This window comes from Janthinobacterium sp. SUN206 (assembly GCF_030587305.1).
Taxonomy (GTDB): domain Bacteria; phylum Pseudomonadota; class Gammaproteobacteria; order Burkholderiales; family Burkholderiaceae_D; genus Janthinobacterium; species Janthinobacterium kumbetense.
Map to the genome: position 1 here is coordinate 2,666,346 of NZ_JAPWIB010000001.1, position 23,400 is coordinate 2,689,745.

Sequence of the window (23,400 nt, forward strand, 5' to 3'; positions counted from 1 at the left end):
AAACCATGAATTTTTCCTCCCTCTCGATCAAGAATCCGATCCCGGCCATCATGCTGTTCGTGCTGCTGACCCTGGCCGGGCTGCTGGCCTACAAGGCCAATCCGGTGCAGGATTTCCCCGATATCGAACTGCCCATCGTCACCGTCAGCGCGGTGCTGCCCGGCGCCGCTCCAGCCCAGCTGGAAACCGAAGTGGCGCGCAAGATCGAAGACTCCGTCGCCACCCTGCAAGGCGTGAAAAACATCTACACCAAGGTGCTCGACGGCGTCGTCACGGTGACCGTCGAATTCATCCTGGAAAAGCAGATCGCCGAAGCCGTCAACGATGTGCGCGACGCCGTCGCCCGCGTCAAGGCGGACATGCCGGCCGAGCTGCGCGACCCCACCGTCACCAAGGCGTCCACGGCCGGGCGCGTGGTGCTGACCTTTATCGCCACGGCAAAACCGGGCGTCGACAATCCGCTCGACGCACCCGACCTGTCGTGGTTCGTCGACAATACGGTGGCAAAGCGCCTCCTGACCGTGCCCGGCGTGGGTGCCGTCACCCGCGTGGGCGGCGTCTACCGCGAGATCCAGGTGGAACTCGACGAGGCGCGCATGGCCGCCCTGAAAGTGTCGGCCCTCGACGTCTCGCGCCAGCTGCGCCTGGTCCAGCGCGAAGCGCCCGGCGGGCGGGGCGACATCAGCGGCGCCGAGCAATCGGTGCGCACCATCGCCACCGTGAAAACGGCCGATGAACTGTCGCGCGTGGAAGTGCCGCTGCCGGACGGGCGCCACGTGCGCCTGGACCAGGTGGCCACCGTGCGCGACACGGTCGCCGAACCGCGCGCACTGGCCGAGCAGGATGGCAAAACGGTCGTCGCCTTTGAAGTGTTCCGCACCAAGGGTGCCAGCGAAGTGGCCGTCGCCAAGGGCGCGCGCGACGCCATCGCCGACCTGCAGAAGGAAAACCCGAATGTAGTGCTGCAGCAGTCGATCGACAATGCCTTCCCCGTCGAGGAAAACTTCGAGGGCTCGATGGAGCTGCTGTACGAAGGCGCGCTGCTGGCCGTGCTGGTGGTGTGGTGGTTCCTGCGCGACTGGCGCGCCACCCTGGTGGCCGCCGCCGCCCTGCCCCTGTCCGTGATGCCAGCCTTCCTCGGCATCTACTGGTTCGGCTACACGCTCAACACCGTCACCCTGCTGTCGCTGGCGCTGGTCGTCGGCGTGCTGGTCGACGACGCCATCGTCGAAATCGAAAACATCGAGCGCCATCTGCGCATGGGCAAGTCGCCCATGGAAGCGGCCATGGAAGCGGCCGACGAAATCGGCATGGCGGTGATCGCCACCACCTTCGCGCTGGTGGCCGTATTCCTGCCGACGGCCTTCATGAGCGGCATTCCCGGCCTGTTCTTCAAGCAGTTCGGCTGGACGGCCGTGCTGGCCGTACTGGCCTCGCTGGTGGTGGCGCGCCTGCTTACGCCGATGATGGCCGCCTACATATTGAAACCGCTGCCGCACAAGGAAGAACAGGATGGCTGGCTGATGACGCGCTACCTGCGCGTCATGCGCTGGTGCCTGAACCACCGCGGCACCACGGCCATCGCCGCAGCCCTGTTCTTTGTCGGCGCCATCGCCCTCGTGCCCCTGCTGCCGACGGGCTTCGTGCCGGCCGCCGACCGCGCGCAGACGCAGATCAACCTGGAACTGCCTCCCGGCTCCACCCTGGGCGAAACGCAGGCCGTGGCGGCCCTGGCGCGCGATGCGGCCATGCGCACGCCAGGCATCCAGGGCGTCTTCAGTTCGATTGGCGGCGGTTCCAGCGGCGACGCCTTCGCTCCCGGCGCGGCTGCCGAGGCACGCCGGGCCGTGCTGACCCTGACCACCGTGCACCGCACGGAGCGCAAGGAATCGATGGCGGGCCTGGAAACGCAGCTGCGCCACAAGCTCGATGCGATACCCGGTGCGCGCTTCACAGTAGGGCCGCCCGACACGGGCGTCAAGATGCAGCTGGTGCTGCGCTCGGAAGACCCCGTGGCGCTGATGGCGGCGGCGCAAAAGGTCGAGCGCGAGCTGCGCGGACTGAAAGGCATCGGCAACGTCAATTCCAGCGCTTCGCTGGTGCGCCCGGAAATCATCGTACGCCCTGATTTTGCCAAGGCGGCCGACCTGGGCGTGACGGCGGCAGCCATCGGCGAGACGGTGCGCGTGGCCACGGCCGGCGACTACGATACGGACCTGACGAAAATGAACCTGCCCGAGCGGCAGGTGCCGATCCGCGTCAAGCTGCCCAACAGCGTGCGCGCCGACCTGGCCGCCATCGAACGCCTGACGGTGCCCGGCAAAAATGGTCCCGTGCGCCTGGCGAACGTGGCCACCGTGACGATGGAAAGCGGCCCGGCGCAGATCGACCGCTTGAACCGCAGCCGCAACGTCACCCTCGACGTGGAACTCGGTTCGCGCACCCTGGGCGAACTGAACGAAGAAGCGCGCGCGCTGCCGTCGATGAAGAATCTGCCGCCGTCCGTGAAGATCGCCGAACTGGGCGACGCACAGGAAATGGCATCGCTGTTCGCCAGCTTCGGCCTGGCCATGCTGATCGGCGTGTTGTGCATCTACTGCGTGCTGGTGCTGCTGTTCAAGGACTTCATGCAGCCGGTGACCATCCTGGCGGCGCTGCCGCTGTCGATCGGCGGCGCCTTCGTGGCCCTGCTGATCACGGGCAGCGCCCTGTCGATGCCATCGATGATCGGCCTGATCATGCTGATGGGGATCGTCACCAAGAACTCGATCCTGCTGGTCGACTATGCGATCCTGGCGCGCCAGGCCGGCATGAACCGCTTCGATGCGCTGGTCGACGCCTGCCACAAGCGCAGCCGCCCCATCCTGATGACGACGATCGCCATGGGTGCCGGCATGATGCCGCTGGCGCTGGGCTGGGGCGCCGACCCCAGCTTCCGTTCGCCCATGGCCATTACCGTCATCGGCGGCCTGATCACGTCGACTTTATTGAGCCTGCTGGTGGTGCCGGCCGTGTTCACCTACATCGACGACCTGGAGCACCTGCTCAAGCGCGGCATGGCCAGACTGCGCCGCCAGAAGGCGCCGCTGCGGCGCGATGACAAGGTGGCGCTGGAAAAATAAGCGCCGCCACCGTTTGCAAAATCGCCCCTTGCGGGCAAGGAAGCGAAGGACCGGCCACCAGGCCGCGCTCCCTCGCTTCCATCTATCTGGCATACTGCGCCCATTCTCCATGAACGCAATCTGCCCTGCCTATGAATTACCGCACCCCGCTCGTCCTGCTACTGGTATCCGCACTGCTCGGCGCCTGCTCGGACAAGACCGCCCCCGCCAGCGCCGACGTGGCAGCTGACGTGGCAAGCGATGTCCCCGCAGCCGACACGGCATCGGCCGAACACGTGCCGCCACCGGCCGCCACCGCGCCCAGGACGGAAGCGATGAACACGCCGCAGGCGCGCGAGCTCGAAGTGGGCATGATGCGCGCCGTCTTCGGCAAGGACTACCGCAACGACAGCGACGATGCGCTGGCCGACCTGTCCGATCCGGACAACCACGTCGACAAACTCAGTTACGTGGTCAGCGCCATCAGCCACAAGCTGCTGCCCGATGGCCGTGCCATCCTGGTGGCGAATGCGGAAACGGCGAACACGGAAGGCACTGCCGAATCGGCGCATGCCTCGCCGGGACTGCTGAACGTGTTTTTCCTGGCGCCGAAGGGCCAGCCGGAAGACGGCCAATGGCAAGTCGTGAAACGCCTGGAAAACATCGCCACCCTCGGCTCCTCAGGGCAGCTGGGCGAAGTGCACTGGGTCATGCTGGGTGCGAACAAGCCGGGACTGGCGATACGCCATGGCTACACGGGCCAGGGTTACACCATCACGCAGCTGGCCCTGTTTGAAATCGGCGATGGCAAGGTGACGGCGATCGATGGCGGCATCGACCTGTATTCGGACAATATGGGCGCCTGCGGGCCTGACACGGACGAGTGCTGGATGGTCGACGGCAAGTGGCGCTTCGCTCCCGCGCGCAATGGCGGCGCCTACGACGATCTGCTGATCGATTTCAAGGGCGCCTCAGAGAAGATCAAGCCGGGCGTCACGGTCAAGCCGGACGAAGACCCGCCGCGCATCGCCACGCCCTTGAACAGCCACGCGCGCTATGGTTTCGATGGCAAGGGGTACAAGCTGGTCGAGGGCAAGAACACGGTGCCTGGCGTCTGAGTCAGGCACTGGCAACAAATCAGCGGCGCGCCGCCTCCAGGCGCGCCAGCAATGGCGCATACATGGCACGCGTATGGCTGCTCCAGCGAGCCATGGCGTTGTCGATATCGAGCAGCAGGCGTTCCGACAGCACCTTGTCGCCCTGCTGCAACGCCCAGATCGCGCACTCGGCGCGGCACTCGAAACTGTTGTAGCGCGCCAGCGCATCGTCGAATTCCGCCTTCGCCTCCGGCTGGCGCCCGCTTTGCGCCAGCGCCCGCGCCGTCAGCAGGGACACCATCTCGGGACGGAAATGGATATCCGTGCGACGGATGAACTCCAGGTGCGTCAAGGCCTCGGCGCCGCGCCCGCATTCCAGGTAGGCGCGTGCCGCGCCCAACCGAATTTCCAGGTCCGAGGAAAACGCACCCTGCAGGCAGGCTTCATACGTCGATGCAGCTTCCTGCGCATCGCCCGCTTCCAGCTGCGCGCTGGCCAGGCGCATCTGGTTCTGCGCCGTCGGCGTGTACTCGAAAGCGGCTTTTGCCTCACGCAGTTCGCGGTTCGGATCGAGCACTTGCACGGCCACTGAAGCCACCTTGCGCGCGCCTTGCGGCAAGCGCGAATTGGGCAGGTAGATGGCGAAGAAATACACCACGCTGCCCAGCAGCGGAAACATGAATAAAATGAGCAGCCAGTACAGCTGCTGCCCGTTGCGCACCACGTGAATCGCAAAAAATACCGCGATCAGGATGTGGATGCCTATGCCAAAAATCGTCATGTTACAACCTCGTTCGTGACGGGAGCCGCTGGCACCATGCCGCCGCTTTCCCTGGCTCAATATTACACCGGCCACCACGGCAAGCCTGCCGGGGAGACACGCGAACGGCGAAAAAAAAGCAGGACAGCCGCGAGACCGTCCTGCTTTCCTGGCGCGCCTATGGGCGTCAGAACGTGCTGATGGCGTTCAGGAACCAGCCCCGGCTGCGATACGACAAATCCGTCAAATCGTCCGAGAAGGTCGTGAAGTTGTAGCCGATGCCGATCTTGGCGTGCTTCGCCACATGCCGGTAGACGCCGACCAGGGCGCCGGCACGCGCATCGCCCGCCTCGCGCGCCTTCAGCCTGCGTCCCTCGATCAAGGCATCCCACTCCTTGACGATATGGAAGTCGGCGCGCAGCACCAGCAATTCCGCGCGGCTGGAAAACCACTCGCCTTGCGTCTTCGACGCGCGCAACTGGCCCGTGCGCACGCCGAATTTCCCGCCCAACGACAGCCATGGCCGCACGTCATACGTCGTATCGACATTCAGGATATGGCTTTTCTGCGTATAGTCGAGCACCCCACCCGTGACGCCGTCAACCTGGCCTGGCGATGGCAGGTTATAAAAGTACGTGTACTTGAACAGGGTATTCCAGCGGTCGTTGTCGACCGGGCGATAGGCCGCCCCCGTCACCACTTCCGTGTAGTCGCCATCGTAGAAGGCCCCCCGCGTGGAGCTGCTGCGCGACAGGTTGAACTTGCCCAGCAGGCGCCAATCGCGGTCCAGCTGGTAGCTCAGCGCATTACGCGTCAGCCACACCTTGCGGTGTTCGCTGTTCGCGTCCGTGACGCAGCCGCCGTCAGCCGGCATGGTGGCGCAACTGCCATCCACGGTCCCCAGCGACTTCGTGCGGTCCGTGCGGAACTCCAGCGCACTGGAAAACTTCAGCCGCTCGTAGGCATATGCCGCCGTCAGGCCGATGGCGTCGCGCTTCAAGTCGCCCGACAGGGGATTCGACAGCGTGCCCGTCTCGAACTTGATGCCCGTGGTCCAGCGCTCGGTGGGCGCCAGGTCCACGCCGAACGCGTGCGTCAGGCTTTGCGGCCCCGCGCCATTGCCCCAGCGGCTTTCCGCAAACAGGCCCGCCTTGTCGTTCAGGCGGTAGCGGCTGCCCGCCGTCAAGGTAGACTGGCGGCCGCTGTAGTTCACATCCGGCGATTCCGTCTCCATGCGGTAGTTCAGGTAAACGCTGCTGCGTTCATCCATCTGCATATTGCCGAACAGCTGGCCGCCCGCGCCGCCGCTGCCGCCCGACGCTTCCGCCCCCAGGCGCAGGCGTTCGCTCACCTGGTAGGTGCCACCCAGTCCCGCGCGGTCATTCAGGGTGCGGTTGCCGCTGCGCGACAAGGTATGCTGCACGAAGCCGTACATATCCCACGGCGCGTACAGCAATCCTGCCACGCGCGCCGAGGCCACGCCGGAAGCGAGCGTGGTGTCGGGGCCGTACTGCGGACCGCCAGCCATGCCTGCCTCGCGTCCCTGCGTCACCAGCTGGCCCGTGATGCCGCCTTCCAGTCCCTGCTGCGGCACGGCGTTCGACGCCGGTGTCCTTTCCAGCGCGCCATCCCGGGCTTGCTGGCCCTGCTGCAATGGCCGATAGTCGACGCGCAGCACGGCGTCGCTGCGCCCGCCATCCTGACTCAGGATGGCGCTGGCATTGTCCCTGCCAGCCGCATTGTCGCGGCGGTCGTGCCGCAGACCTGCCGACACGCCCCACTCCGCATCGAGCTTGTGGCGCAGCGCCGCTTCCACTGCGCGCGCATCCTGGCTGGTGGCCGTGCGGTCATCCGCCTTCAGCGACACTTCCGTGCGCTCGCCCAGCGGCACGGTCGCCGCCAGGCCCGTTTGCCGCACGGCCTCGCCGTTCAGGGTCTGCATGCCCGGTCCCGCGTAACCGGCTTCGCGGTCCTGCCAGTAGGCGGCGATGCGGCCGCGCGCCGCGCCGCCCAGGTCGGCCAGGTCCAGCGCGCCGTCGAAGCGCTTCGCGTTGGCGGGGCGGCCGCCCGCCGTCGTCTGGTTGAAATCGAAGCCGCCGCTCGATGAACTGAGCACGCTGCTGGCGTCGCCGCTGGAACGGGCTGCCTCGGCCTTGATCCAGGTACCCGGCCTGTAGCGCAAGGTCAGGTCCAGTTCCTTGAGGGTCTGGTCCGAACCCTGTTCGCCCTGGTGATAATTGCTGGCCCCGATGCGCACATGGTCGTTGAACCAGTGGCTGGCGCGCACCCCTACCGACGTGCCTGAAATGGCGCTCAGACCCGGCACATATTCGTACGTCGCCACCAGGTACACGGGATTGCCGCTCAAGCTGGCGCTTTGCACCAGCGCGCCGCCATCGGCCACAGAGGACAGCGGCGAGCGCAAGGTCAGGCGTCCCTGCAGGTAGTTGATTTCATAATCCTGCGAAGGCGTCAGCTGGATGCGCTCGATCACCAGGCCCGAATCCTTGTCGCGCACTTCCACCCACAGGCGTTCCGAACCCTGCGTCAGGTCCAGATGGCGCAGATAGTATTGCGAACCGCCCGTGCCGCGAAACTCCTCGCGCGACTGCAAGGTGCCCGGCGAAGCGGCAAAGGCGTTGACCGTGCTGGCCTTTTCGCCATGGCTGGTGCTGGCGGCACCATTCCACAGCAGGTTGGCGCCATACAGGCCGCGGCTGTACTGGGCCAGTTCCGAGCCGCTCCAGGTGGTCTGGAAATTCCCCCACATGACGGACGAATCGCCTTTTTCCAGGCGCACGTAAAAACGCCCCTGGGTAGGCGCATCGTCGACGGTGGTGCTGTCGTCGCCGTACACGGGATAGTATTTGTCCGGATCGATGCGGCGCAGCAGGTAGTTCGGATCCTTGCTCTGGAAATTGTGAAACAAATCGCGCAGCGGCTGTTCCCGCGTGTCGGCGCTGGCCGTCAGCAGGTAGTCGCCCTTGATCTTGCCCTTCAAGTAAAACGCGCCGCGGCCGTCGGCCCAGGTCTCGTTCCTGTAGTGCTGCGTGTCGCCCGTGACCAGTTCCGCCGGCCCTTTCGTGCGGTCGCGGCCAATGGTCAGGTCGGCCAGCGCCACATAGAACCAGTCGCTGTCGGCGATGTTCAGGTTGCGGCGGAAGGTCATGCCAGCTCCGCTGCCATCCTTCACGGCCACTTCCACCGTATGCGGCCCAGGGCGCATGATCTGGCGCATGGCGAACTTGCCGCTGGCGTCGACCGGCACGACCATGCCCAGCGCCGTCACCTGCTGGCCAGGCTTGATCTTCTCGCCGCTGATGGTGACGCTGCCGCCCGATGCATCGATATTGCGCAAGATCAGGCTCGACTCGCCCCAGCCGGCCAACGCTTCGCCGCCGGCCTTCTTGCCCGGCGCTTCGGGCGGCGCCGCATCGAGCAGGCGCAGTGGCTGCAAACGCGTCTCGTCGAACTTGCCGCCTGCGTCGTAGACGCGCAGCAGGTAACCGATCTGCTCCGGCGCATCGGCCGGCGCCTGCCAGGCCGTCGCTTCGCCCATCGTCGCGGGCACGATGGCAAATGGCTGCTCCTGCGTGCTCTGTCCCTTGGCGAAGATGCGGATCTCGGCGCGCTGCTGGAAAAATGCGTAATTGGTGTACGTGCCAAAACGCACGGGCGCCCGGCGCTGCGCATAAGGCGCCGCCAGCCAGACATTCAAGGCCGGCGCGACGTTCAGGGGGTCGTACTTGACCTGGATGTCGGAACGCTCCAGCGCCACGTCGACGCAGCGCTGGCGGTCCGCCTCCTGCTGCGGCGTATCGGTGTCCTGCACCACGCCGTCTATGCTGATGGAGAAGGCCGCATCGCGGTTGGCCACCTGGCTGGCGACGGCGCAATCGTCGACCTGCACCACCGTCTCGATGCGCTTCGGCGGTGCGGCGGCGACAGCCGGCAGTTCGACGGCTTCCTCGTACCAGGCACGGATTTCCGTGCGGCGGTTCTGCGCCATGCCTTGCGGCGTGGCGTTCGACGCGATCGCTTCGCTCTCGCCCTTGCCGCTGGCGGAGAAGGCCGACGCCGGCAAGTCCAGCGCGCGCATCAGATAGGCCGTGACGGCCAGCGCGCGCGCCTCCGACAGATGCTGGTTGGTCGGGAAAGTCGGCTTCAACCAGGCGGCGATGCGCTGGTTGTCCGTATGCCCGATCACCTGCACGCGCACCTTCTGCTTGCCGCGCAAACGTGCGGCAAGCGCGTCAAGCCGGGCCGTGGCGGCCGGCAGCAGCACATCGCGGCCGGACTCGAAATTGGTGCCCGACAGCAGATCGTCGAAGGTCACGCTCTGCTGCGCCGGCGTGGCCGGCGGCACCGCTTCCAGGATCACGCGGCGCTCGGCGCGGCTCAGGCCAGATGGCGCCAGGCCGCTGAAAGCGGGCGACTCCTGCTCGCCGCTCGAGGGCTGCTGCGCCCCCATGCTGTGGCTCCGATCCAGCATTTTCCCCCGCAGCGCGTGCTCGTTTGCCGTTTGCGCATGCGCGCCCAGACAGACAAAGCCTATGCTGCCGAGCAAATACACGAGCCGCGTGGGGACCGGCCTGGCCGCCGCTTTGAAGGTGCCTTGATTGCTAACGTTCATGGTCATTTTCGGTTTCATTGTGCGCCCTCGATCTCGATGACGAGGGGATATTCGTTTTGCAGTGCCTGCCAGCGCGCCTGCATCTCGCTTTCGATCGCCTTGCTGCGGCGCTGCGCCAGCGCGGCATCGCCGCCAGCGGCATACGCGATGCGCAGTACCGATGGCTTGGCGCGCAGGCTGGCCACCAGTCCTTCGATGCGTGCGGCCCATTCCGGCTGCAAGGCCGTTTCGCCCGCGACGAATGCGGCGTCGCTCAGCTCAAGACGCACGACACGATGGATGGTGGCGCCGAAGTTCAGCTTGACCACCTTGCCTCGGGTCAGGCGCACATCGCGCGGATTTTCCGTCGTGACGCGGTAGCCGCTCGGCAGGGTGCGGTCATCGAGCTTCATGACGAAGTTCGAGCCGCGGTCCGCATTCGGAATCGCCGGACAAGCCACGTGGAAGCGTCCTTCCGCATCCGTCGTCACCAGCAAGCCGCGCGCCGTCGCCATGCGCACGCCGGCAATGCCCGCTTCGCCGTCATCCTGGTAGCCATTCGCGTTCCGGTCGTCGAACACCTTGCCGATGATGTCGGGACAATCGAAGGTGGCATCCGGCACCACGCGCACCGTGGCGGTAGCCAGGTTGGAAATACGCGTCTCGCCCGTCGCTGCCCAGGCCTGGTTGACGTATTCGCCATCGCCAACGCCGCTGCCCACCATCAGCATCAGCTTGTAGGTCTTCTTCTCCTTCGGCGCGAAACCGCTTTCCTTCCAGCGCAAGCTGCGGCCATCGACGACAGGTTCCACCGGCACGCCATTGCGGGTCGCGCTGCCGACGCGGTACTTGAAGCCGGCCGGTATCAGGTCGCGCACCTCCATCGCGCCCAGGGTCGCCGCCTGCGGATTGCTGGCCGTGATCGTGTACGGCACCAGGTCGCCGCGCGTGACGTTCAGCATCGGCGTCGTCTTCGTCACCATGATGCTGTCGCTGCCCAGCGGGTCGAGCGGGATATGGTTGTTCAGGATCGGAGCCGAACCGCCATTCGTGATGACAAAGCTCAGGTAATACTGCGTGGTCCTGGCGCCTCCGGCGATCAGTCCCGTGCAGTTGTTCGGATCGAGTTCCATCTTCGTCGACAATGCCGGCGCCAGCTCGCTCGCCTGGATAAAGGCCGGATCCGGCACCAGGCCCACCGTCAGCGGTCCCTTGCAGGCCGGCAGGCTGCCGGACGGCGCCAGCAGGTAATTCGCCGGCGCCACCACGCTCAGCGTATACACGCCGTTGGGGAAGCCGTTCTGCAGCAGGAACTGGTACATGCCGTCGCTGCCCACGGTTTGCGTCTGCTCCGCAACACCACCGACCAGGTGCGTGGCGCTGTCAAAACCGGCAGGGCCGCTGATCGACACCACGGCGCCAGCCACCGGCTTGCGCGTCACGGAGTCGTACACCACGCCGGCCGGATCGAGCGGCAGATTCTGCTCGACGACACGGTCGCCGTCGCGCAAGGTCAGGTTGGTGATGCGGCTGCCACCTGGCACCACCACGCCTTCGCCTCCCGTCGACACGGGCACATTCGGCATGTTGTTGCCATCCTTGAGGAAGGTGATCGCGTAGCCGGAACCCGTCGGCAAGCCGCTCGCCTCGTAGCCGGGGCAATGCAGGTTGTCGAACTGGTAGAAGCCTTTTTCGTCCGTGATGGCGCGGCAGATCAATTTGCCTTCCTGGTGCAGCTCGGCCGTCCAGCCAGCCACGCCAGCCTGGCTGCCGTCGAGCGGACGCACACGGCTGCCGTCGCGGTTCAGCCATACGTAGCCGTTGATGATGGGCGGCTTCAATTGCGGGATGCCCTTCTCGCCGAACAGATAGCCGCGCATGTCGTCGCCCGCCGCCAGCTTGATGCCGGTGATCGTATCCTTGTTGCCCACGCCGACAGGCTTGCTGGCGTTGGCCGTGCCCACCGATCCTGGCAGCACCACCGTCTTGCCGTCCACATAAGCGGCCGGCTGCGTTTCCGTCAGGGTGTAACCGGCAGCGTCGCTGACCGGCACCGTGTCGAACAGATAGCTGCCGTCGGCGCCCGTCAGCACGCTCAGTTTGACGGGCTTGCCATCGACGGACGTGCCGCTCAGGACCACCGTCACGCCGGCAATGCCTGACTCGCCATCGTTGCGGATGCCGTCGTTATTCAGGTCGGCATACACCACGCCGCCGATCTTGCCCAGCATATGGCGTTCGCCAAACAGGTAGCCGCTCGCCTGCGTCGCCACCGGCAGCACGATGTCGCCGATCGTGTTGTGTTCCGGCGCCGCGCCGAAGCTGGCGTTGTTCACCTTGCCGCCGGCGCTGCCGGCAGTTTCGCGGCCGTCGAGATACACGGCAGGCTGGCTTTCCAGCAGGCTGTAGGTACCGGCGGGCAGGCCGTCGAAGCGGTAGCTGCCATCGCTTCCCGTCACCACCGTACGGGTCAAGCCGTTCGCGCCGCGCACAGTGATTTCAATGTCGGCGATGCCCGCTTCCCCCGCGTCCATGGCGCCGTTGTCGTTCAGGTCGCGATACACGAAACCCCGCAACGACGACACCTGTTCGCGGAAATCATAGCCGCTGCCATTGCCCTGGGGCGGCAGGACGATGCCGCTGACGACATCCACCACGCCGGTACCGACCGGTTTGCCGTTGATGCTGCCGACAAAGGTACCCGTCGCACCCGGATAATTCCCCAGGCCGGCCGGCTGCGTTTCAGTGACCGTGTAGCCGGCAGGACCGGACGGATACAGGCCAGGGAAGGTGTAGCTGCCATCGGCGTCCGTGACGACGGTGACATTGACCGGCTTGCCGTGGCTGTCGATGCCGCTCAGCGTCAGGCTCACGCCCGGCAAGCCTTCGCCCTTCTCGTAGCTGCTGCTGTCGTTCGCATCGCCGTACACGCGGCCGGAAATGCTCGCCGCCAGCAGTTCGCCGAAGTCAAAACGCGTATGGCTCTTCGCCGCATCGAATGGAATGCGCGCGATGGTATTGGCCGTGCCGATGTCGCAGGCCGGATTGGCGCAGGCGGCGGCGCCGTCGATCAAGCCCTTGCGCTGGCGTCCGTCCAGATAGGCGGCAGGCTGCGTTTCCACCAAGGTATAGCCGGCCGCATTCGCGTGCGGCAGGTCGCGCAAGCTGTAGCTGCCGTCGGCGGCCGTGATGGCCGTGCGGTTGACCGGCGTGACGCCGTCGCGGGCGATGCCGGTCAGGGTGATGGTAACGCCGGCGATGCCCGCGGTTTCACCCGCATCGCGCACGCCATTGTCGTTCGCGTCGACGTAGACGGCGCCGCTGATGGCGCCTGTCTTCTCGCCGAAATCGTAGCCCGTCAATTGCGCGCCCGGCGCCAGCGCGATGGCGCTGACCACGTTGGCCACGCTGGCATTGCCGCCGCCATTGCCGGCTGCCTGCGCCGCATCGGCGTAATTGACCGGCTGCGTCTGCGTCACGGTATAAGTACCGGCGAGCAGGCCGTCGAAATGGTAGGCGCCGTTGGCATCGGTCAGCACCGTCACGGGACCGCCTGCGCCACCCGTCAGCGTCAAGGTCACGCCAGCCAGCGGCGTGTCGCCGCTGCCGGCCGCGCCATTGCCGTCCACGTCGAGGTAGACCTTGCCGGCGATGCTGCCCGTCAGTTCGCCAAAATTGTAATCGCGCGCGCTGCCGCCGTTCGGCAGCACGATGCCGCTGAACTGGTCGAAACGGGGCGCGCTGCCGCCGATGCGGCCTGTCGCGACGCCATTGACCGTGCCCACGCTTTCCGCGCCATCGAGGTAGGCGGCAGGCTGGGTTTCAGCCACGGCATAGCCGTTGCCGTCGCTTTGCGGCAGGCCCGTGAAGCTGTAGCCGCCGTCAGCCGCCGTTTGCAGCGTGCACAAGGCAGGCACGATCACGCTGCAGACGTCGAAACCGTCCGCCGTGGTACCCGACAGCGTGACCGTCACGCCGGCGATGCCCGTCTCGCCCCCATCCTTGCGGCCGTTGCGGTTTGCATCGATATACACGTAACCGGACAGCGACTGCGCCACGCCGCCAGCCGCGCCTGGCGCCTGGCCGAAATGGTAGCCCGTCGCCGTGGCGCCGGGCAGCAGCACGATGGCGCCGGCAGTCCGGATCGCCGCACCGGGCACGCCCGCGCCAGGCACGCGCACGGCGCCGTCGATCAGGCCACCCAGGCTGCCTGCCTGCGCACCCGTGTGATACAGGCTGGCTGGCGGCGTGACCGTCACGGCATAGCCGGCAGCGTCGCTCGGCGCCAGGCCCGCAATCAGGTAACTGCCGTCCGCACCCGTCTGGAAGGTGCAGCTCGGCACGGCAATGCCGGGACAGACGGGATGACCGAGATGGTCGTTGCCGCTCAGGGTCAGCGTGACACCGGCCACGCCCGTGCTTTCACCACCCTGGCGCACCGCATCGCGGTTGCTGTCCATGTAGACGCTGCCGGCAATCGACGCCAGCGCCAGTTCGCCGAAATTGCGCTCGGTGTAGCTCAGGCCCGGTTCGATACTGCCGATGACGATGCCTTCCGGCGCCGCGCGTCCCGCGCTGTTCGCCACGACATTGCCGGCGCCGTTCTGCTCCTTGCCATCCGCATGGCCGGCAGGCTGGGCCAGTTCGGTCACCGTGTAGGATTCTCCCAGCCGGCTAGGCGGGACATTCGTGAAGCTGTATTTGCCATTGGCGTCGGTGGTGGCCGTGCACGCGCTGCCCATCGCGACGCACACGTCGGCGCCCCAGAAGGTCTGGCCGGAGAGCTTCACCTGCACGCCGGCGATGCCATTTTCGCCCGCCTCGCGCAAGCCGTTGTTGTTCTTGTCGGCGTACACGTAGCCGCTGATGGCCGCATGCGCGTATTCCTGGAACAGGTAGCCCGTCGCCGCCGTATTCGGCGCCAGCACGATCTGGCCGATGGTGTTGTGCGCCGCGCTGGCGGAACAGTTGGCGCCGTTGTCGCAGCTGGCCGGCGGCGGCGTGCCACCGGCCGTGCCCGCGACTTCAAACAGGTCGGCGTAGCTGGCCGGCTGTGTCTCGACGAGGGTGTAGCCGCCGGCCGCGGAGCGCGGCAGACGGTCGAACAGGAAGTCGCCGCTGCTGGTGCTGAGGGTCAGCGGCGCGCCCGCCGTGCCGATATCGTTGCCCCAGAAATCCTGGCCGTACAGCGAGAACGTCACGCTGCTGGTGATCTTCTCACCGGCATCCATGCCGTTGCTGCGGTTCGCATCGTTATACACGGAGCCGGCGATGCTCGATTTGACGATCTGCACGTCGACGCTGGCACTGTTGTTGCCGGCGTTCGGATCGCGCGAGGTGCCCGGCGTCGGCACGATGCTGGCGGTATTCGTGATATTGCTGGCGAACGGTCCCGCATAGGCCGGGTAAGGCGCCTTCACGGGGATGGAGATGCTGACCAGGTTGACCGTGTCGGCTGCGCCCGAGGCAATCGGCAGCACGCCCAGCGTGCAGGTCACGGTGACCGGCGAACCGCTGCTGACGCAGTTGTTCAAGGTCAGCGAAGCGCCCGAGCCGAGGCGTGCCGTCGGTGCGCCCGTCAGCACGAAGCCGGCCGGCAGCACGTCGGTGACGACCGTGCTGGCCGCCAGGGCGGGTCCCAGATTCCCCACCACCAGGGTGTAGCTAAAGGGCTGGTTGATGCTGAACGGCGATGCGGGCGAAACGGTTTTCGACACCAGCATCAGATCGGTCTTCGGCAGCACGGTGGTGGTTTCTTCCACCACGTTGTTCGTCGCCAGCTTGTCGCCGGCAAACGGCGCCGCGCCCGTTTCCAGCGATTCGACGCTGGCGTTGATCTTGTAGGTGATCGATCCCGGCGGCGCATTGCTGACGGGACCCGTATCGAATTTCAGGGCGAACACGCGGCTGACGCCGCTGGCCAAGGTGCTGTCGCCGGGCATGCTGGCCAGGTAGCACACCAGGTTCGTGCCCGCGCCGCCCGGCTGGCTGCACGAGGCGCCGGCCGGCAAGGTGCTGCCGGCGGCATTCCACAGCATGGTATACGGCACGGCCGCGCCGTTTTGCGGCGGCGGCACGGGCGTGATGACCAGCTTCAGGCCGGTGGCCAGCGACGGTCCATTGTTTTGCACGGTGACCTTGTACACCAGCGCATCGCCGAACGGGCTCTGTTCGTAGCCCGTATCGACGGCCGACACGCTCAGGTCCAGCTCCTTGCTGATCACGGTGACGGTGGTGCTGTTGCTGTTGTTGGCCGCGTTGCTGTCATCGGTCGTCGTGCTGATGGTGGCGCTGCTGGCATAGGTCGCGTCGAGCGCATCCGGGTACGGGAACACGGGGATGACCGAGAAGATCAGCTGGCGCGTCTCGCCATCGCCGAGTCCAAAGGTCCGGCATTCGATGCCGGACTGTCCCGCATAGGGCGCGCCGCTGAAGGCGGGCACCAGCGTGCATTGCGCGGCGCTGCCCGCGATGCTGGCCGAGCCGGCCACATACGCCATGCGGGCCGGATCGATGACCTGGCGCAGCACCACATTGGCCGCGCTGCTGGGCCCATTGTTGCGGATCGAGGTGGTGAACACCAGCGGCACGCCGACGCGCACGGGGTTTGGCGCACCGGCCATCGCCGTGACGCCGACGTCGGCCTGCGGCACCACGGTGACGGTGGCGCCGGAGCTGTTATTGGCCGCATCGGTGTCGATGGCATCCGGGCTCGATACCGTGGCGGTATTGAGCAAGGCGCCGTCCTTCAAGGGGCGATTAAGCGTGATGGTGATGGTGCGCGACGCGCCATTGCCCAGGTTCAGCAGCGTGCACGTGATGGTCGACGCAAAGCTGCAGCTTTCGCCTGCGCCGCTGCCGGCCAGCACGACGCTGCCGCCCGTGGTGCCGCCGCTGCCGTTGTACCAGTGCGGCAAGGCGTCGACCACCTTGACGGTCGGTGCGCTGTCCGGGCCAGCATTGCTGACCACCAGGGTATAGCTGAAGGTATTCGAGGCGGCCGGCAAGCTGACCAGGGACGCCGTCTTGACGATGGCCAGGTCGACGTTCAACGGCGTCGACGTGACGCTGGCGGTGTCGCAATTGCCCGTGCTCGCATTGTCCGGCGGCTGGTGCGCCGACCCGGCGGCCATGCCGGTACAGGCGGTATTGCTCAAGGTGCCGGAAAATCCCGCTTGCGCGCGCGTGGTCAGAATCAGGGCAGGCAGTTTCGCGCCGCGCGCCAGGCTGCCGGAGATCGTGTAGGTGCAGGTCACCAGCTGTCCCGCCGCGCTGCACGTCCAGCCCGCGCCGCTGGCGCTCACATAGCTTTCTTGCGGCGACAAGGTATCGGTCACGGTCACGGTGCCGCTGGCGGCACTGGTGGAGGTGCTCGCATTGGTGACCGTGATGGTATTGGTGATCAGGCCATTGGCCGCGACCAGTCCTGGCGACTTGCTCTTGCTCAGGGTCAGGTGGGCGAATGGCGCGACGATGGTGTACGTGGCCGAGGCGGGATTGTTCAAGCCGTCGAGCGGGGCGCTGCGTGCCACGTCCACCACATTCGCGCCGCCCGTCGCGCCGGTGGCGACGGTCAGCGGAATCAGGAACTTCGAAGAGGTGGCGCCCAGCGCCAGCGCGCCGACATTGCAGGTGATCGTCTGGCCAGCCTTGGCGCAGCCGGCCGGCAAGGTACCGATCGTGAAATCGCCGGACACCGTCGTCTTCACGGTGACGCCGCTGGCGTCCTGCGTGCCGCTATTGACGGCCCACAGGTTCAGGCTGACCGCCTCGCCCTGCGTCAACGAACTCAGGCCGCTGGCGTTCGACACCAGGGTTTGCCGGGCATCGAGGTCGGTGCCCGGCTTGACCGTGACGATGACCTGGCTCGGTCCGTTGTTGCCGTCTTCCGGATCGCCGGTCTGCAAGTCGCTGGAAGCCACCGACGCGCCGTTGGTGATGGTGCCGGCGATGCTCTTGACGATGCGCCCGCCGATCGTGATGGGGGGAGCTTGCTGCCCCACGCCGATGGCTGCGCCGCTGTAGGTACAGGTCAGCACGGTGCCCGAACGGGCGCATGCCCAGCCCGTGCCGGACGCTGACGCGTAGGTAAAATCCGCGCTGGCCGGCAAGTTGTACGTGACCTTGAATTGCGATGCGCTGTCCGGACCGGCATTCGCCACGTCCACCCGGTAGCCCACCGTTGCGCCGGCCGCTGCCGTACAGGCGGCGGGACAACCGCTCAAGCCCGTCGTGCCGCTGGCGGCGACGCTCAGGTCCGCGCCCTTGATGACGGTGACCGTCTTGATCGAATCGTTGTTGAAACTGTTGCCGTCCGTGTCCACGTTGACAAAAGACACGCTGGCCTTGGTCACCACGGCAGACGCCGCCGAGCCCGTGCCGCTGAAATTGACCGTCCAGTTCGCGGTCTTGCCCAGTCCGCTGCGCGTGCAAGTGAGCAGTTGCGGACTGGCTGCCAGATTGAAGGCGCAACCGGCCGGCGCCGTGCTCGACGCAAAATTCACATTGGCGGGCAATTCCACCGCCAGGCGCACGGTGCCCGTCGCATCGACCAGGTCCTCATTGTTCGTCACCACCACCGAAAAGCTGGCCTTGCCGCCACGCGGCACGGGGTCCGGCGCCTGCAGGTAGGCGGAAACGGACAAATCGATTGCCGCCGCCGACGCCGTTCCCGCCGCGCCAAGGGTGCAGAAACAGGCGATCAGCCATAACAGGCGCTGCAGGAGACCGCGCGGCCCTCCCCGCTTGCAGGAGATCAGACAGGAAAAGATAGTGCGCAAAAAGGAGGACATAGGCATGGCAGTCGTCAGGGGGTTGTGCGGTGTGCTGCAACGGCACTTCCGGCCCAGAAAAAACAGCGAACGGCCTGCTTTTTCACCCTGCGGACATGGCAAGGCGGCACGAAAGTCAACAAATATTCAATGTGTAATTTATGACAACATTGATGATTTGCGACATTCTGGTGCATTTTTTAATGCTTTACAAGCAATAAAAATATTAAAAAATTAATCAATTGAGATTAAGCAAGGAAATGAAAAAATCACTCAAAGGCACTTGCACTCATGCTAACAAATGTGTCTATTTTGTTATTTTTTGAAATTGGTACTACGGCAGGTTTTTTGGCTTCACTCCCTTGAAATGATAGAAATCAAGGCTAAAGATGCCAATTTCGCTCAATATGCCACTATGTACTCTAGCGTACATATCAGAAAGAAAAGTGTTTCCAATGTGATACTAAAAATAATTCAAATGACAATGTTTATTGGTATCACAAGCGCAGCACGACAGAAATCGCAAAAGAATTCCATGTGGAAATTTTTTATGTACAGCAACGTGAAAATGAAGTTGTAAAAATACAACAAAAAAAAGATCGGCGGCGCGCCGCCGCGGACAGGGGAAATGCGGGGAGTTTTGGGAAAGGGCGGCAAGACGTTACCGAAGCGCCTGCATCCAGGCAAAAAAAACGGATGCTGCGACTGGAGGGAGCAGGCGCTTGTCCCGGCAGAGGGATCCATCCCCTGCCGGGACAGGCCGGGACAGGCGTTAAGGGCGGGCCGTTGCCGCCCAGCCGCCGCCCATGGCCCGGTACAGGTCGACCGAGGCGACGAGGATGCGTGTCTTCAGTTGCAGCAGCCCCACGTCGGCGCTGTACAGGGTACGCTGGGCGTCCAGCTCTTCCAGGTACGAGGCATAGCCATTGCGGTAGCGGTTATGCGCAATGCGCAGGGTGTCCGCCGCCGTGGCGCGGCGCGCGTCGTTTTCCACGGCCTGCTGCTGCAGGCGGTAGATGGCGCCCAGGCTGTTCTCCGTTTCGGCGAAGGCGTTGCGCACCACGTTTTCATAGGTGTACGCGAGCTGGTCGCGCTGCGCGCCTGCCGCATCCGTCTGCGCCTGCACGCGCCCGCCGTCGAACAGGGGACCGGCCGCCAGCGCCGTCAGCCGCCACAGGGCCGTGGGCGCATGCAGGAAATCGGTGAGCGTCGTGGCTTGCCCGCCGCCGACGGCCGTCAGCTTGAACGAGGGCAGCAGCTGGTCGCGCGTGGCTGCCAGGCTGGCGTTGGCGGCCGCCAGGTTGTGTTCCGCGCGCGCGATGTCGGGCCGCCGGCGCAGCAATTCGGACGGCAGGCCGGCCGGCACGCCCGGCGCCGCCAGTTCGGCCAGCGGCAAGCCGCGCGCGATAGGGCCGGGATTGCCGCCGACGAGGATGGCCAGCGCGTTTTCCTGTTCAAAGATCTGCCGCTGCAGCTGCGGCACCTGCTCGGCCGCCGCATGGTATTCCGATTGCGCCTGCAGCCATTCCAGCCGCGAGCTGTAGCCCACCTCGAACTGCTTGCGCGCCAGCTCGCGCGACTGTTCGCGCAGCTGCAGCGTCGATTGCGTGAGCGCCAGCTGCGCGTCGAGCCCCCGCAGATTCAGGTAACTCGTCGCCACGCTGGCCGCGATCGACAGGGCTGCCGCATCGAGGCTGGCCTGTTCGGCGCGGTAGCTCTCGCCCGCTGCATCGCTCAGATTGGCCAGCCTGCCCCACACGTCGATTTCATAGCTGGCCTGCAGTTCGGCCTGGAAGACATTCGTCACATACGGTTTGCCGCTGGACGCCAGGGTGCGCGTGCGCGTGGGCGAGCCGTCGAAGGCCAGGTTGGGCGCGCGGTTCGCGTCGGCCTGTGCCAGGCGCGCGCGGTATTCCTGCACCCGGGCGCGGGCCACGCGCAAGTCGCCGTTGCGCGCCAGCGCCTCGCCCACCAGGTCGCTCAAGACCGGATCGCCGAACGCTTGCCACCACAACTGCTCCACCTGCGCGCCATCGGAGGCGGCAATGAGCACCGGCGCACCGTCCGCCTGCGCGCGCCAGCCGGACGGCAGCTGCAATGCCGATACTGGCTGCGGCGGCGCGGTGGCGGCGCAGCCGGCCAGCGCCAGCGCGCCGGCCATCAGCAGGACATGGCGCTTCATGGCTTGGCCTTCTTCGGCGCTGGCGGCGGCGCCGGATTGTCCGCCGAGTCGTTCAGCACGGCGGACGTGTCGACGCTGACCACCACCGACATGCCGGGCACGAGCCGGCGCGCATTCGCCTGCCCCGCGTCGATGCGGATGCGCACGGGAATGCGCTGGGCGATCTTGAGGTAATTGCCCGTCGCGTTATCGGCCGGCAGCACGGAAAATTCGGAACCGGTGGCCGGCGAGATGCGCTCCACCTGGCCCGTCAGCACGGCGCCGTCGAGGGCGTCGACGTGGAAGGTGGCGCTCTGCCCTTCCTGCACGCCGTTCATCTGCGTTTCCTTGAAATTGGCGATGACCCACATCTGGCGCGGCACCAGCGCCATCAGCTGCGCACCCGAATTCACGTACGCGCCCTGGCGCACCGTCACCTGGCCCAGCTGGCCATCGGAAGGGGCAACGATGCGCGTGTTATCGAGGTCGATCTTCGCCGCCTTGACGGCTGCCTGCGCGTTCGCCACGGCCGCTTCCAGCGCCTGCTTGTTGACCACCACGGAATGCACGCTTTGCTGGGCGATGTCGAGATTGGCCCGCGCCTGCGCCAGCGCGGCCGCCATCTGCGCCTGCGTGGCGCGCGACTGGTCGTGTTCGCGCTGCGACAGGGAACCGTCGGCCACCAATTGTTCCACGCGATTGAGGTCGGCGCTGGCCTTGCGCGCCTGCGCTTCCGCATTGGCCAGCGCCGCCTCGCTGACGGAAATGCCCGCCTGCGCGCTGGCCTTTTGCTGCGCCCAGTTCGACAGCGCCGCCTGCTGCGCCGCCAGCTGGGCCTGCGCCTGCTCGTAGCGCTGCTGGTAGATGCGGTCGTCGATGCGCACCAGCAGCTGGCCTTCCTTCACGTCCATGAAATCCTGCACCGTCACTTCCACCACGTAGCCGGACAGCTGCGTGCCGATGATCGTCACCTGCCCCCGCACGGTGGCGTTTTCCGTCGTCACGACGGGGCTGGTGAACGGCGGCAGGCGCCACGCGTACAGCACGATCAGCACGCCCACCAGGGCCACGGCGGCAAAGGCCAGCGCGGACAGCCACTGGTGACGCCGGTCCGGCTGCGCCGTGGAAGGGGCGGCGGGTGCGGCTGCAGGCGCCGCCGATGCAGGTGCGGGAGGTGGCGGTGGATTGTTATTTTCTGTCATTGCTCGGTTCCGAATTGGTAATGGGGACGATGGCCATGGCCGTCTGCGCATCGCGCACGGGGCCGACCAGGCGACGCGCGCCGGTGGTGATGCGGGTCCAGGATTGGCTGACCAGCATCCAGATCAGGGTGGCGATGGCGACGCCGGCGATCATCAAAAAGACATCGTTATAGGCCAGCACATTGGCTTCGCGCGTGGCGATGGCGCCCAGCCGCGCCACGCCCTGGGCGCTGCGCAAGGCAGGATCCGTCAGCACGCCGCCGTAGCTCGCGGCGCCGGACTGCACGCGCACGGCCACCTGCGGGTCGAGCATAGTGAGGTGCTCGACCAGATAGCTGGAATGGTATTTTTCGCGCGCCGTCTGGATGGTGCCGACGATGGCCGAGCCGAGCAAGCCGCCCAGGTTCTGCGTCATGGTAAACATCACGGAAAAGCTCACCAGGTTGCGCGGTTCGGCGATCACAGCACCCATGCCGGCCACCATGGTAGGGCCGAGGAAATACGTGCCGCCAAAGGCCAGCAGGAACTGGCTGACATACATGTTGACGGGGCGCGTCTGGCTGGTGGCGTGCGCGTCGATCAGGGCGCCGGCGGCGATCAGCAGCAGCGCGAACATCAGCGAGCGGTTCAGGGTGGCCGGATTGATCGTCAGCGCGCTGACCACCAGGCCAGCCACGCTGCCCAGCAGCACCACGATGAACAGGTTCTGCATCTGGTCCGTGTTCAAGCCCAGCGCCTGCAGGAAGCCCACGGCCCCCGTCGATTCGGACAGCACGATGCGAAACAGCAGCACGGACAAGAACAGCTTGGCGATCTTGCCCGTGGTGAGCCAGCGCGTATTGAGCAGCGGGCGCGCGCGGTTATGCTCGATGGCCAGCGAGGCGGCGATCAGCACGATGGAGCCTGCCAGGCACACGCCCACCCATTCCGATTCCATCCACCACGCCGTGCGCCCCTGCGCCAGCACGGCGCACAGCAGGGCCACGCCGGGCGCGAACAGGATGAAGGTGAGGAAATCGAGCGGCTCGAACGTCTGCACCCTGTCGCCGGGCGGCAGTTTCAGGGCCAGCACGCAGCCCAGCGCCAGCAGGGCCAGTCCCAGTTCGAACAGGTACAGGCCATGCCATTCGCCGATCTGCAGCAGTTCGGAAGTGAAGATGCGCGCCAGCGGCAGCGCCAATTGGGCAAAACCCAGGCCCAGCACCACGCCTTTCAGGCGGTGCCGCGCGGGAAACGCCTGCAAGGTGTAGTACAGGCCCAGCACGCCCAGCGCGCCGCCCACCATGCCATGCGCGGCGCGCACGGCGATCGCCGACGGCAAGGTATTCGCATACAAGTGGGCGAAGGTCACGAGCGCATACAGCACCAGGAACGCTTCCGTGAACAGGCGCAGGCCGAACTGCTGGCGGAACTTCACCAGCAGCAGATTCATGGACACGATGGTCATCACGTAGGCGGCCGGCAGCCACTGCATCTGGTAGGCATAGGCGGCCAGCGAACCTTGCAGGTTCAGCAGATTGGCCGTCACCAGGCCGTTGCCCAGTCCCCCCGTCAGCGCGACGATCAGGCCGACGATGAAGTACGCGACACGCTTGGGCGTCGAATGTTCGGGCATCGATGGCGACCCGGGCAAGGTCGGGCGTTCGCCCGGCCCCCAGGTGCGAGGTGTGTACTTGTCCATGCGGTAATCGCGATC

Annotated in this window: 9 protein-coding genes; 3 read left to right on the forward strand and 6 right to left on the reverse strand. The window is 65.9% G+C overall.

The window, feature by feature from the left end:
- Positions 1 to 5 precede the first annotated feature (5 nt).
- A complete protein-coding gene (locus O3300_RS12020) occupies positions 6 to 3,122 on the forward strand; it encodes an efflux RND transporter permease subunit (protein ID WP_305053024.1) in 3,117 nt (1,038 codons plus the stop codon).
- 131 nt (positions 3,123 to 3,253) lie between these two features.
- Positions 3,254 to 4,219, forward strand: a complete 966-nt coding sequence (locus O3300_RS12025; protein WP_305053025.1) for a hypothetical protein — start codon at positions 3,254 to 3,256, stop codon at positions 4,217 to 4,219.
- Positions 4,220 to 4,238: 19 nt separating this feature from the next.
- On the opposite strand, the gene O3300_RS12030 is transcribed toward O3300_RS12025, so the two are convergent.
- From O3300_RS12030 to O3300_RS12040, 3 genes are all read right to left on the reverse strand, one after another.
- Positions 4,239 to 4,979 carry a tetratricopeptide repeat protein gene (locus tag O3300_RS12030; RefSeq protein ID WP_251350585.1) on the reverse strand — a complete coding sequence of 247 codons (741 nt, stop codon included), beginning with the start codon at positions 4,977 to 4,979 and terminating at the stop codon, positions 4,239 to 4,241.
- Between the two features lie 166 nt (positions 4,980 to 5,145).
- Positions 5,146 to 9,591 (reverse strand): OmpA family protein, encoded by a 4,446-nt coding sequence (locus tag O3300_RS12035; RefSeq protein WP_305053026.1) that lies wholly within the window; start codon positions 9,589 to 9,591, stop codon positions 5,146 to 5,148.
- Between the two features lie 14 nt (positions 9,592 to 9,605).
- Positions 9,606 to 18,215 (reverse strand): SdrD B-like domain-containing protein, encoded by an 8,610-nt coding sequence (locus O3300_RS12040; RefSeq protein WP_305053027.1) that lies wholly within the window; start codon positions 18,213 to 18,215, stop codon positions 9,606 to 9,608.
- 151 nt (positions 18,216 to 18,366) lie between these two features.
- On the opposite strand from O3300_RS12040, the gene O3300_RS12045 reads away from it, so the two are divergent.
- Positions 18,367 to 18,579: a hypothetical protein gene (locus O3300_RS12045; RefSeq protein ID WP_251350580.1), complete on the forward strand. Its 213-nt coding sequence runs from the start codon at positions 18,367 to 18,369 to the stop codon at positions 18,577 to 18,579.
- A gap of 534 nt (positions 18,580 to 19,113) precedes the next feature.
- On the opposite strand, the gene O3300_RS12050 is transcribed toward O3300_RS12045, so the two are convergent.
- The 3 genes from O3300_RS12050 to O3300_RS12060 are packed head-to-tail and all read right to left on the reverse strand — an operon-like array spanning position 19,114 to position 23,385.
- Positions 19,114 to 20,523 carry an efflux transporter outer membrane subunit gene (locus O3300_RS12050; protein WP_305053028.1) on the reverse strand — a complete coding sequence of 470 codons (1,410 nt, stop codon included), beginning with the start codon at positions 20,521 to 20,523 and terminating at the stop codon, positions 19,114 to 19,116.
- Positions 20,520 to 21,704, reverse strand: a complete 1,185-nt coding sequence (locus O3300_RS12055; RefSeq protein ID WP_289898760.1) for an HlyD family secretion protein — start codon at positions 21,702 to 21,704, stop codon at positions 20,520 to 20,522. The genes O3300_RS12050 and O3300_RS12055 overlap by 4 nt, the downstream gene beginning before the upstream one ends.
- Complete coding sequence (locus tag O3300_RS12060) at positions 21,691 to 23,385, reverse strand: MFS transporter (RefSeq protein ID WP_305053029.1); 1,695 nt, start codon at positions 23,383 to 23,385, stop codon at positions 21,691 to 21,693. Before O3300_RS12060 ends, O3300_RS12055 begins: the two co-directional genes overlap by 14 nt.
- Between the last annotated feature and the right edge of the window lie 15 nt (positions 23,386 to 23,400).